At 44.4% G+C, this 13,311-nt stretch carries 9 protein-coding genes; 5 read left to right on the forward strand and 4 right to left on the reverse strand.

The genetic code is table 11. The features are described from left to right. Positions 1–155: 155 nt before the first annotated feature. The 3 genes from C0V77_RS10540 to C0V77_RS10550 all read left to right on the forward strand — a co-directional run bounded on the left by C0V77_RS10540 (position 156) and on the right by C0V77_RS10550 (position 3,744). Positions 156–2,336: a penicillin acylase family protein gene (locus tag C0V77_RS10540; RefSeq protein ID WP_101726332.1), complete on the forward strand. Its 2,181-nt coding sequence runs from the start codon at positions 156–158 to the stop codon at positions 2,334–2,336. A 123-nt stretch (positions 2,337–2,459) separates the two neighbouring features. Then, the gene (locus tag C0V77_RS10545) at positions 2,460–3,398 is read left to right on the forward strand and encodes an alkaline phosphatase family protein (RefSeq protein WP_101726333.1); all 939 of its coding nucleotides are present in this window, start codon (positions 2,460–2,462) and stop codon (positions 3,396–3,398) included. A gap of 73 nt (positions 3,399–3,471) precedes the next feature. Further along, a complete protein-coding gene (locus C0V77_RS10550; protein WP_101726334.1) occupies positions 3,472–3,744 on the forward strand; it encodes a hypothetical protein in 273 nt (90 codons plus the stop codon). Between the two features lie 85 nt (positions 3,745–3,829). Here the strand turns inward: C0V77_RS10550 and C0V77_RS10555 are convergent, their stop codons facing one another. Then, complete coding sequence (locus C0V77_RS10555) at positions 3,830–6,724, reverse strand: PAS domain-containing protein (protein WP_101726335.1); 2,895 nt, start codon at positions 6,722–6,724, stop codon at positions 3,830–3,832. A gap of 9 nt (positions 6,725–6,733) precedes the next feature. Beyond that, entirely contained in the window at positions 6,734–7,114 is a 381-nt protein-coding gene (locus tag C0V77_RS10560; protein WP_101726336.1) for a response regulator, read from the reverse strand. A gap of 243 nt (positions 7,115–7,357) precedes the next feature. On the opposite strand from C0V77_RS10560, the gene C0V77_RS10565 reads away from it, so the two are divergent. Both C0V77_RS10565 and C0V77_RS10570 read left to right on the forward strand, forming a co-directional pair. Then, positions 7,358–7,630, forward strand: a complete 273-nt coding sequence (locus C0V77_RS10565) for a hypothetical protein (protein ID WP_101726337.1) — start codon at positions 7,358–7,360, stop codon at positions 7,628–7,630. A gap of 383 nt (positions 7,631–8,013) precedes the next feature. Beyond that, positions 8,014–10,455 carry a beta-propeller fold lactonase family protein gene (locus C0V77_RS10570; protein ID WP_101726338.1) on the forward strand — a complete coding sequence of 814 codons (2,442 nt, stop codon included), beginning with the start codon at positions 8,014–8,016 and terminating at the stop codon, positions 10,453–10,455. Positions 10,456–10,568: 113 nt separating this feature from the next. Here the strand turns inward: C0V77_RS10570 and C0V77_RS10575 are convergent, their stop codons facing one another. Next, a complete protein-coding gene (locus tag C0V77_RS10575) occupies positions 10,569–12,971 on the reverse strand; it encodes a PAS domain-containing protein (protein ID WP_101726339.1) in 2,403 nt (800 codons plus the stop codon). 84 nt (positions 12,972–13,055) lie between these two features. Further along, entirely contained in the window at positions 13,056–13,181 is a 126-nt protein-coding gene (locus C0V77_RS23470; RefSeq protein WP_255408967.1) for a hypothetical protein, read from the reverse strand. Positions 13,182–13,311 lie beyond the last annotated feature (130 nt).

Below are 13,311 nucleotides of genomic sequence, written 5' to 3' on the forward strand. Positions count from 1 at the left end.
AAAATTTGGTTGAAATCGGTGTAAATGTATAACCTAACCTTAAACAAATTTAGCACTAAATCCCCACCATTTGTCTATATTCCTTGTGTGCGATTGACTTCCTTAGATAATTTATCTATTTTCGGAGGTAGAATCATCTAAACAAACTATTCCTTATGAATCGTCTTCTTCTCCTGCTTCTTTTGCCGGTTTCATTATTTGCCCAGCGGTTTTCGTCTGCCGAAATCACCCGTTTTGAACAACAGGCCAAAAGAGTTACCATCATACGCGATAACTGGGGGATACCGCACATTTATGGCAAGACCGATGCCGACGTGGTGTTTGGTTTGTTGTATGCCCAATGTGAAGACGATTTCAAAAGGGTTGAAATGAACTACATTGAAAAACTGGGCAGAATGGCCGAACTGAAAGGCGAAAGCGAATTATACAACGACTTACAGATAAAATTACTGATAGACACCACCGAAGCCATTGCCGACTACAACAAGGCAGCGCCCTGGCTTAAAAAACTGATGAATGCCTACGCCGACGGCATTAATTATTACCTGCACAAACACCCGCAGGTAAAACCAGCCATGCTTACACGCTTTAAGCCCTGGTTTACATTATTATGGACAGACGGCAGCATTGGCGCCATTAGCACGGCTGATGCCACCATTGCCGAACTGAAGAACTTCTACGCGGGCGATAAAGTTACGTATCTGGATGCCCCCAAAGACCCCGAGAACCAGACGGGCTCTAATGGTTTTGCCGTTGGGCCATCAAAAACGGCTTCGGGCAATGCCATTTTGTATATCAACCCGCACGTAACATTCTATTTCCGCCCGGAGGTGCACGTGGTGAGCGAAGAAGGCCTGAATGTTTACGGCGCTGTAACCTGGGGGCAGTTTTTTGTTTATCAGGGCTTTAATCCGTATTGCGGGTGGATGCACACTTCAAGTGCAGTAGATGTATCAGATTTATATGCCGAGAAAATCACCCAAAAAGGAAACAGGTATTTTTATCAATACGATGGCCGGTTAAAGCCGGTTTCTGAAAAGAAAATTACCATCAAATACCAGAAAGACGGCCAGTTATTAAGCCGGACATTCACCACTTATGCTACGCATCATGGTCCGGTTATTGCCAAACGCAACGACCAGTGGCTGAGCCTGCGGTCTTATAACCGCTCTATGCTTAGCCTGGTGCAAAGCTGGCAGCGCACCAAAGCCAAAGGGCTGGAAGATTACAAAAAGGTGATGGACTTAAAAGCCAATACCTCAAACAATACCGTATTTGCCGATAACAAAGGCAACATTGCCTATTGGCATGGCAACTACGTGCCGGTAAGAGACCCTAAACTTAACTGGGCTAAACCTGTTGACGGCAGCACCAGCGCCACAGAATGGAAAGGCCTGCACGCTGTAAGCGAAACCGTTCATTTGTATAACCCTGCAAATGGCTGGTTGCAGAACTGCAACTCAACGCCTTTTACTGTGGCTGGTGTAAATAGCCCCGATAAAGCCGCTTACCCGCCTTACATGGCGCCTGACGGCGAGAATTTCAGAGGGCTAAATGCCGCCCGTGTGTTAAGTAAGGGCAATCATTTTACGGTTGATAAAATGATTGAAGCCGGTTACGACAACTACCTCTCTGCTTTTGAAGTGCTGGTACCAGCACTGGTTAAGTCATTTGAAACGAATGTAAAGCCCACTGATTCTTTATATAGCCAACTGGCAGAACCCATTGCTTTGCTTAAAAAATGGGATTACCGCACAGCTACCAGCTCTGTAGCTACTACATTGGCTATTGAATGGGCGCAGCGATTAAACGGGGCCATACAGAAAATTTATATCGACCAGGGCGAAGACGACCAGGTTACACGCACTAAAAAGTTTGCCGAAGTAGCCACTGCCGACCAGCTGGTGATACCTTTTGCCCAAACCCTGGCCGATTTACAGAAAAGATTTGGTACCTGGCAAAAACCCTGGGGAGACATAAACCGTTTTCAACGCCTGACGGGCTATATACAGGAGAAATATGATGATGCACAACCCAGCCTGCCAATGGGTTATGCCTCTGCCCTGTGGGGAATGTTGCCTTCTTATAACAGCCGGGTGTATCCGGGTACACAAAAGAGATACGGTATCAGCGGTAATAGCTTTATATGTGCAGTTGAGTTTGGGCCAAGAATTAAGGCCAGATCATTGCTGGCCGGTGGACAAAGCGGAGACCCGGTGTCGCCCCATTTTAAAGACCAGGCCGAAATGTACACCAAAGGCCAGTTTAAAGATGTGCTTTTTTATAAAGAAGATGTGTTGAAGCACGCCGAAAAAACGTATCATCCCGGCGAGTAAGTGTCTGATAATGAGATAATTTAACATACAGCCAGTGGTACATCAGGCCTGTTCTGCCGTATGTACCACAGTTGCCGCGGTGCATCTGGCACTGCGGCTTTTTTGTATGTTAAAACTAAATAAATGATGATTAAAACAACCAAAATCCTGTTCGTTTGCCTTTGCCTCTCAGGCTTTGTCAGTGTCAAAAGCCAGGCGCAAAGGCTGGTAATTATCGGGCTAGACGGTTTCAGTGCCGAGGGCTTCAAAACTGCCAGACACCCAAATATAGATGCCCTGGTAGCCGAGGGCGTATTGTCATTAACTACCCGCCCGGTTATGCCCTCTATCACGTTGCCGAACTGGACCAGCCACTTGTCTGGCGCAGGGCCTGAAGAACACGGCATCGTAAATAATGAATGGAAACTGGATGCCCATGAACTGCAAGCCTTAGAAAAAGACCAGGAGGGCTATTACCCAAACGTATTCAAGCTGTTGAAAGAGCAGGTGCCGGGCATCAGAATCGGGTATTTTTATAATTGGGGCAAGCTAATTAACTCAATGAACCAAAAGTACTTTGATGAGATTTCGTTCGAGAAAGAGTTTAAATACCGCGCTAATTACAGCAAAGCCTATGATTACCTGTTAAAAAACCGGAATCACCCCACCACTCTATTTCTTTACAGTGTGCATACCGATTTTGCCGGACACGACCACAAGTGGATGTCGCCCCAGTACATAACCGCCATTGAAGAAGCAGATGCAGCCATTGGCGACCTGCTTGCTAAACTTAAAACTGCTCATTTGTATGCCGATACACATTTTATGCTGATAACCGACCACGGCGGCCTGCCGGAAGGGCATGGGGGGGTGTCAATGACCGAAATGCAGGTACCCTGGGCAGTTACAGGCCCCAAAATCAATAAACTGGGGCTGGTTGATTTTGCCAACAGTAATAAAAATACGGCTCTGGTAATAGCCGGAATTTATAACCTTAAAAACCTGCCGGTTACGTGGTCTGGAGTGCTGCCAAAAAATATTTTAAAGAAAAATCCAAAAAACTTGAAAATGTACTTAAGATAATATAATTTTATATCAGAATTGTACCATAATCAATTAATTAATCTAAACGCTAACCATCAAACTGATGTGACTTATGAAAAATCTGCTTCATAACCTCAATTTTGTTGCATTTTTAGCTTGTCCGGTTGTAGTTGATGAGTTGTCTCGCACGAAACTCAGTATCTACAATTTTATTACCGGCGAGATGTTTTTTATCCTTTATTTTGTCTGGGGTGTTTACACCTTAAATACCTTGTTTGCACGGGTTCCGTTCTTTGAAAGCATCAAGGTAAGAATCATCACCATAGCCTCATTAATGTCGTTTGCATTAATTGTGGGCTTGCTGGTTATTCATAATGTGGGCTGAAATGCCTTCTGAGTTAAGTTTATGAAGCAGGAATTAGGCCAAACCCGGTTTTTGATTCAGAAAGTAATCAGCATCTGTTGATTGCCTAAGCGTAAGCCGGAAGTATCACGTTAAAAGTTGCACCACCATTACTATTGTTCTCCACGACGATGTCCCCATTATGATTCTGTGCAATTTTTTTGCACATAGCCAGGCCTATACCGGTTCCTTCGTAATCCGATTTCCGGTGTAGTCTCTGGAAAATATGAAAAACTTTCTCAGCATATTCGGCAGGAATCCCGATGCCGTTGTCTGCAAATCTTATGCTGTAATAACCATAATCTGTAGAAAGCCCGCAGGCAATTATCTCTTCTTTGCTAAGCGCACTGGCGCTGATGTCTATTACAGGCGGAACACCGGCTTTTACAAATTTCAGGGCATTACCCGTTAAATTGGCAAATAGCTGGGTCATTTGTAGCGGAATAGCCTTGATGGCCGGCAGTGGTTGTTTACGTATAACCGCCTGCTTTTGCTCAATCAGCAGGTCATAGTCTGCCAGAATTTGCTCAAGAATCACATTCAGGTCAACCCGTTCAAAATGCTGATTCTCTTTCCCAAGCTGCGAGTACATCAGTACGTCGCGGATAAGGGCGGTCATTCGATTGGCAGCATTCTTTATTTTAGAAAGAAAATTAACAGCCTCTGCCGGCAGGTTTTCACCCAGCGACTTCTCCAGTAATTGAGAAAAAATCGTAATTTTTCGTAACGGCTCCTGTAAATCATGAGAAGCAATGTAGGCAAACTGAGCCAGTTCGGCATTTGAGTGCGTCAGCTTCGTGTTTGATTCGGCCAGTTCTTCTACAATAAGTTGCAGTTTTTCAATGGCTTCGTCCAGTTCTTTGGTACGTTCTTTTACCTGATTCTCTAAGGCCAGTTGCATTTGCCGGTGCATGGTAATATCCTGCGCCGACCCGGTCATAAAAGCGGCTTCTCCTGCTGAATCGTAAAAAACCTGTCCCTGTGCACGTATAATCCGTTTCTGCCCTGTTTGAAGGTTAATAACCGGGTGTTCATACTCATAAATACCTGTGCCGCCCGGTTCTGTAGCTTTGGTGCTCAGGTTTTGCATTTGTGTGAGGTAGGGCTCCGGAATACACGCATAAACTTTTTCTATATCGCCGGTAGTTAATGTTAAACCTGTCCATTCATAAAAAAGTGGCGAGAAGGTGTATTCCATTTTTTTTATGTCCATTTTCCAGGTAGCCAGCCCTGCCAGTTCAACCGCCCCGCGCAATTCTGCTTCTGCTTCTTCCAGTGCCTGCTGGGCTTTTATCTGTTCAGTTACATCCACTGCAATTTCAAGTATGGCGCTGGTTTCTTTGTCGGCATTAAATACGGGGGTGTAAGTAATGTTATAATAGCTGCTGGTCATTACCCCGTTTTTTACAATTTTGGCCAATGAGCCAAAAGAATGGTACGCCTTGCCGGTTAGCATAACCTCTTCAAGTATTTGTAAAAACGGCTGGTTTTCAGTTATCAGCTCTGGCATTACTTCTCTCAGGGGTTTGCCTTCAATGGCTGGCCCTTTGCCCATTAGCTCAATAAACGTATGATTAGGGTTTTCAATAATCAGGTCTTTGCCTACATATAAACCGATACTGGCAGGCGCTGACGATATGATGGTACTCAGTTTGGTTTCATTTTCTTCAATTCTTTTTCGGGTAATCACCTGCTCGGTTATATCATTAGCAACCACAAGCACGCCAACAATCTCATTTTCACCTTCTGCCCGTGGCTGGTACGTTAAATCAACATAGATGGTTTCCAGTTTTCCATTTCTGAAAATCTCCACGCTTGCTTCTTTGGCATTGTAAGATTGGCCTGTTTCAATTACATTATTCAGCAGCTGGTCAAAACCCTGTCCTTTTATTTCAGGTAGCGCCTCAAACAAAGGTTTATTTATTAGTTCGGTTTTACTGCGGCCTACAAGCGCGGCATAAAACGCATTAACGTTTCTGAAAGTAAGATTTTCTTTGCTGATAATGGCAATACCCACCGGCGATTCTTCAAACGACGACAGCAACTCGCGCTGGCTTTCGGCTATTTTTTGCTGGGCCAGTGTCTGCGCCGTTACGTCAATTGCCATGTTAATAATGGCATGAACCTGGCCGTCGGCATTAAAGAGCGGTTTATAGGTAAAATCAAAAATATAGCTGCTTAAAACGCCATTTACCTCCAGGTCGGCGGTCATGGCATTGGCTTCGTAAGGCACGCCGGTGTCAAATATGTTATCAAGAATATCCAGAAAAGGCTGGCCTTCCAGTTCAGGCAGGGCATAAGCCAATGGCTTGCCAATTACAGATGCACCTTTGCCCCAAAGGTTCAGCATTTTTTCGTTGGCTACTTCAATTATGAGTTCACGGCCTACATACAAAGACGTAGCAATTGGCGCTTCTTCTATCAGGGCTCTGAAACGCGATTCGCTTTCTGATAGCTTCCTGATTGACACAACCTTGTCGGATGTTTCGTTACAGATTACCAATACACCCTGTGTCTGGCAGTTTTCATCTTTGATTGCGCTGTAAGAAAAATCAAGGTACACTTCTTCATCAAACCCGTTCCGGTTTATGATGCGCTTGAAATCCTTGAATGAAACCGGTTCGCCAACCTGAACTCTGCTAAATAGCGGAGCCATGAAGCTTTCCCATGCCTCAGTATATATTTCGCTGGTGCTGCTACCCAGTGCATTCGGGTGCCGCCTGGCACCCAGTAAGCTAATGAAGGCGTCGTTATAGAGTTGTGTAAAAGAATTGCCCCAGCAGATAAGCATCGGCGACTGCACGTTCAGCATGGTGGCCACCATTTGTTTCAACTGTAAGGGCCAGTTGGCCGGGATACCGATGGCAGTCTGGCTCCAGTCTTTTTTTCTCATCAAATCGCCCATTTCGCCGCCTCCGTTTAAAAAGGGGTAATCGTTCAGGGCCTTGTCTGATGTTGTCATAAAATAAAGTTAGCTAATTAAAGGGGTCAGGATTTCTACCAGTTGTCCAAAATCGCCGGGCTTGGTAATAAACATGTGTGCACCCAGGTCTATGGTCAGTTCTCTGGTATTGGGGTCTGCTGAAGTAGATAAGATAATCACAGGTATATGCGCCAGCGTGTCTTTTTGTTTGATTTTATAAAGAAATTCCTGGCCACTCATGAGCGGCATGTTCAGGTCGAGAAATATCACTTCAGGCTGAATTTCCCCGAGCGATAGTTTATGTAAAGCTTCTCTTGCACTATTAAAGCAGGAGTACCTTACCGACGAAGAGATTTGCTTAACAGCCGTAAGAAAAATCTCCTGGTCGTCATCATCATCATCTATGAGCAGGATTGTATTAAAATTCATCTTGCAAATTTACAAAGCTCAAATAATTAAAAATGGAAAATGATGTTGCCGAAGATAAAATAAATACGCATTTCTTAGAGCATAAAGATATAGATAATTGTAACAACCACAAAATAAATGACCACTTATGGGTTTTTGTTGGCACGGTATTGAAAAAATGTTTATAAGAATTTGAAAAGTTAAACAGATATCCTAAGTTTATGGCATTGTTTTGCTGTTATTAAAGAAATTGCTTCGACTACCATGAAAAACTTCCTGCTGAATCTCAATTGTTTGCTTATAATGGCTTATTCTCTGGGGTTTATTGATTTAAGCGGTACCCCCTTCAGCCCGTATCATTATCTGCCCGGTTATATGGTGGTAAGTATCATCTATGTCTGGTGTACAGTTACTTTGTATTTAATGCTGGGCCGCGTACCTGTTTTTGAAGAACCCAGAAAACGTTTATTAATAGTTGGCTCGGTTATGTCTGTGGCTGTGCTGGTGGGTATTTGGATAATCAGGACGGCTCATTAATACGGCCGGAACCACACACTGCCAATACACCCGCTTTGGGCGATATGCCATGGCTTATGCCTAGGTATTGGGCGTTTAAATTCTTATGGTAAAACTGAGGTAGTTTGTTCGCCCATCTACGTTTTTTGTTGCGCATGCCAGGGTTTTTGCTGGTGTTAATACATTGGCAACCATTCGTTAATGTTCTCTTAAAATATGATGATTAATTTTATGGCTTAACCAAATAAATAATCAGGCTGGCACATCAATTATATCACTGAAAATATTCTTAAATTCAGCCTCAGATGGCTTTTAAGTTTTTTTGCCGTCATACATATAACATTCCTTTTCCGTCCACCTGCTTTCTTTCCATACGTTTCCATATTCAAAATCAGTTTATAAAAATGAAGCACCTGGCCATATTTTTTGTATTGCTGAGCCTTTTAACAGCTTGCAGAAGTCAGAAACCAGACGAAAACGACAGAAAGCCTGCCATTGAAAGGCTTGGCCTAAAAAGAATTAAACTAAGCAATGGCTGGTCGTTAACCCCCATCGGCAAAAGCCTGAAACTGCAGGATTTACCCCTGAACCTGGTGGTGTCGCCATCAAAAAAATACCTTGCTGTTACTAATAACGGCCAAAGTACTCAGAGCATTACGCTGATAGATGCCGAAACGGAAACAATTCTGGATGATGAGCCAATCGAGAAATCATGGCTGGGTTTGGCCTTTAGCCCCGACGAAAAATTTATTTATGCATCGGCAGGCAATGATAATAAAATCAATATTTATAAAATAGAAAACAGGCAACTGCAAAAAGATGCCGAAATAATACTCGATAAACCCTGGCCTGTTAAGGTATCGCCTGCCGGGCTTTGTGCCACCGCTCAACACATTTTTGTGGTGGCAAAAGATAACAATACGCTGTATCAGCTGGACATTGCTACCAGGAGTATCCTAAAAAAAATACCATTGCCAGCCGAGGCCTATACCTGTTTGCTTTCTCCTGATAACCAATTGTTGTATGTGTCGTTGTGGGGTGGAGCAAAAGTTCTGATTTATGACATAGCCACATCAAAAATTACCCATGAAATTGCCGTCGATAAAAACCCGAACGACATGGCTCTAACCAGAGACGGGCAGTATCTGTATGTGTCTCATGGGAACGATAATACGGTTTCAGTGATTGATACCAGACAAAAACTGCGTATCGAAACGCTTTCGTGTGCGCTGTATCCAGACGCACCCGTTGGCTCAACGCCCAATGGTGTTGCTTTAAGTGAAGATGAAGAAAAACTTTTTATAGCCAATGCAGATAATAACTGTCTGGCTGTTTTTGAGGTAGAAGAAAAAGGCAAAAGCCGTTCGTTGGGTTTTATTCCTACGGGTTGGTATCCAACTTCAGTAAAGACTATCGGCAATAAAATATATGTTACCAATGGCAAGGGGCTGTCTTCTTCTGCCAACCCCAGGGGGCCTAATCCGGTTAGTTCCAGAAGTCCGCAATTCAAAGGGGCCAACCCCGAGGCCGTGAGGGGTACACAGTATATCGGAGGGCTGTTTAAAGGAACCCTGTCAATTTTTGATTACCCCGACGAACGCACACTGGCTGATTATTCAGAAATAGTATATGAAAATACGCCTTATAACAAAGCAAAAGAACTGGAAAGTGAAGGGCAGAAAGGTAACCCGATTCCTACCGGATACGGTCAGAAATCGCCAATTAAATATGTGTTTTATGTCCTTAAAGAAAACCGCACGTATGACCAGGTTCTGGGCGATGTAAAAGCAGGTAACGGCGATACCACCCTATGCTTGTTTCCGGAGCGTACCACCCCTAATCAGCATGCCCTTGTAAAAGAATTTGTTTTGCTCGATAATTTCTATGTTGATGCAGAAGTAAGCGCCGACGGGCACAACTGGTCTATGGCAGCCTACGCCAATGACTACGTAGAGAAAACCTGGGTAACAAGCTATGGCGGGCGCGGTGGTACTTATGACTACGAAGGTAGCCGCGAAATTGCGTATCCGAAAAACGGTTTTCTCTGGGATTTCGCCCATCGTGCCGGGGTAAGTTTCAGGTCTTATGGCGAGTTTGCAGAGCAACGCCTGAAACTGCCCAACCTGAAAAACAATTGCAGCCTGAAGTACCCATCTTACAACCTGGCTATTAAAGATGTAACCCGTTTTGAAGCCTGGAAAGCTGATTTTGACTCGCTGCGAGCCATAAACAAAGTGCCGCAATTGAATATAATCCGGCTCGGAAACGACCATACCGCCGGGGCAAGAGTTGGTATGCCAACCACCGCAGCCATGGTAGCTGATAATGACCTGGCGGTAGGAAAACTGGTAGAACATCTTTCAAAATCGGGTATATGGCAGCAATCGGTTGTATTTATTCTGGAAGATGACGCCCAGAACGGCTCCGACCACGTAGATGCGCACCGCTCAACCGCCTACGTAGCCGGTGGATATGTAAAGCGCGGCTTTGTAGACCATACCATGTATTCAACCTCTAGTATGCTGAGAACGATGGAGTTAATTCTGGGCATACCCCCTATGAGCCAGTATGATGCCGCCGCCACACCTATGTGGCGCTGTTTCAGCAAAACTGCAAGTAAACAGCCATTTACAGCCTTAAAGAATAACATAGACCTAAACGAGAAAAACCTGGCCGTTAACAGCAATGCCATTAAATCGGCGCAGTTTGATTTATCCAGACCAGATTTGATTAATGACCTTGAGTTCAGCCGCATTGTCTGGCAATCGGTAAAAGGGCTAAACAGCCGTATGCCTGCACCTAAAAGAAGTGCATTTTTGGTACTGAAAGAAGAAGAGGATGACTGATACTTGAAAGTAAAGATAATAACTGAGGATGTCTAAAAAGCCTTTGGCTACCAAATATTAGTTGGCAGAAAAGCTTTAAAAGGCTACCATTACCATTATACATACTTTCTGGTTTAACCTATGGGTATAAATATACTAAATGTTGCGCCTTTGCCTGGCTCACTGGTGGCGGTAATGAATCCCTGATGGTTCTGAATGATTTTCTTGCATATTGCCAGCCCGATACCCGTGCCGGAATATTCGTTCTTGCTGTGCAGACGCTGAAAAAGCTCAAATATTTTTTCGGCATACTGTTGGTCAAACCCAATGCCATTGTCTTTAACACTCAGCCTGTAATAATTCATGCCTGCGGTGGCGCCTTCTTTTACATGGTATTTACCCTGCACCTCTGCCGATTCAATTAGTATCTCCGGCGGCACGTCAGGTTTGCTGTATTTGATGGCATTTACAATGATGTTTTCAAGCAATTGCCTGAACTGGTAAGGTATAACCCGCATCAATGGTAATTCGCCATAAATAATGCCCGCCTGTTTTTCTTCAATTGTTTCTTTGAGCGACGTCTTTATTTCTTCAATTACCTGCCCAATGCTGACACTTTCAAATATGTGGTCGGTCAGGGTAGCTCTTGAAAAGGCCAGCAGGTCGTTCAGAAGTTTCTGCATCCGGTTGGCCGAATTCAGTATTCTGGGCAGAAACTCTTTGGTTGTGGCAGGCAGCTGCTCATAATCTTTCTCAAATATCCGGTTACTAAACAGCTTTATTTTTCGAAGCGGTTCCTGCAAATCGTGGCTGGCAATGTAGTTAAAGGCCGTTAGCTCTTCGTTGCGGCGTTGCAGTTCTTTATTGGTTTGCTCAAGTTCGCAGTTTATGTGGTATTGTTCGGTTACATCCTGGCAGGTGCCGGTTAGTTTTACCGGCTTGTTGTTATCGTCCAGAATTATCTCTCCTTTGCCCTGCAGAATCCTGATGGTACCGTCGTCCCATTTTATCTGTAGCACATAATCTTCGGCAACATGAGTGGCCAGCGCGCTTTGAATCTCGTTCAGGCGTCTTTCGCGGTCATCAGGGTGTACAAGACTCATAAAACGTTCAAAGTCAATTTTCTCCGACTGCGGCTCAAGGCCGTAAATACGGTACATTTCGTCGCTCCACTCTATTATGTTATTGGGTATGTCCCAGGCCCAGTTGCCAATGTGCGTAAGCGCCTGCGCCTGTTTGTGCAGTTCTATGGTTTCTTGCAGCTTCTGCATCATTTTATGCCGCTCGGTTATGTCCATTACTGTGCCGCGCATTTTAAATGGCTTGTCGTTCAGGAACGTAACCACTCCGCGCGTCCAGATAATTTTGTCTTTCCCCCGGTTATAGCGGTATTCGCATTCATAATGGCCACCACCTACAATGGCTTCATTAATGGCCCCTGTCAGTTTGATCTGGTCTGCCGGGTGAACATAATTCAGAAACACCAGATAATCCGTCGGGCCGTCCTGGTCAAGTACCTTCATCATCTGGTCAGAAAACACAGACTCGCCACCTTGCAAGTCCCATTCGAAACTGCCAATCCCGGCAATTTCGTACGCTTCCCTTAGTTGCATTTCGCGCAGTTGCAGGGTTTGCATCGATTCCTTTTCAGTTGTAATCTCCAGCATCAGCCCGATTATCTGAGCAGGCTGGCCGTCCGGGTTTCTTTTAAATAGGCTCTCATAAGCGCGAAACCAGTGATACCGGCCGTTTTTATGTTGTACTCTAAACTCAATGTTTTTTATTTCGCCTTCATGTGTATCGGCAAAGGATGCCAACTGTTCCAGTCTTTTCGGGGCGTCGTCCGGGTGCAGCATATTGATAAACATGGCACTACCCAGCTCACCAGGGCTGTAACCCAGTATATGCTGTGCTTGAATGTTTGAGTAAACCTCTTTTCTTTCGGCCAGGTCATACAGGTAAATAACACCCGGCAAGGTATTGTTTATTTTGTCAATAAAATAGAGCTGCTCGTTAATGTGCTGTTGTTTCAGGTCGAAAAGCGTGTTATAAGAGCGGTCTTCTATGGCCAGTATAAACTGGTCTATTTCGTTGAGTATGTTATCGTAGAGTTCAAAATTCTGAGTGTATTCTGCCAGAAAACGGCGCAGACTTTTACGTCGTGCAAAGTTAACGCTTGATATATCCTTCGCAACTACCTCGTGGTGCTGTATCTGTGGCAGTTGGTTTTCTAACCACCGCTTTAAGGTTAAATCAATAAATTCGGCCACACGGTTATCTGTAAAGTAGGTAAGAAACTCGCGCGTACCTTCCATTGACAAACTGAGCAGCTCGTCTTCCGGCATGTTGTCAAAGAAGCGCAGCAGAGGTACTTCTACCTCGCGCGAAATGGTCAGCACTGCCCGGCTAAAATCATGGAGTTTGTTTTTTAGCAGATACCCGGCGTAGGCAGGTAAATATGTAAAATTCAACGCGTCAGGGTTAATGTTCTGATAATCAGAACGTTCGGTGTCTGACTTGTCTTTTAGTAGAGACATGCTTCAGAATTTTAATATTATAAAAAATTATTTCTTTTGGGCCGCTGCCTGTTGTGCTGCGGAATGAAGTAATAACCAGAATACTTAAGGTATTGTTACAGCCACCCGGGCTATGGGCTGGTATTGCGGCAGAACGGCTGGTTTATGGTACAGGCAACCTTCAGGTTTGGCGTTTTTACTCAGAAACGCCTGATAGTAAAGCTCATTCATGCAGTTTTACGTTTATCTGGTTTGGCACAATTGTTATATCATTATCCGGCTGCCGGGCAGTTGGGAAACTGATTAGCTTCAATGGCATGGTAGCGGTAACCTAATGAGGTAATACAGGTTTGATTGATTG

This window comes from Emticicia sp. TH156, from assembly GCF_002855535.1.
Classification (GTDB): domain Bacteria; phylum Bacteroidota; class Bacteroidia; order Cytophagales; family Spirosomataceae; genus Emticicia; species Emticicia fluvialis.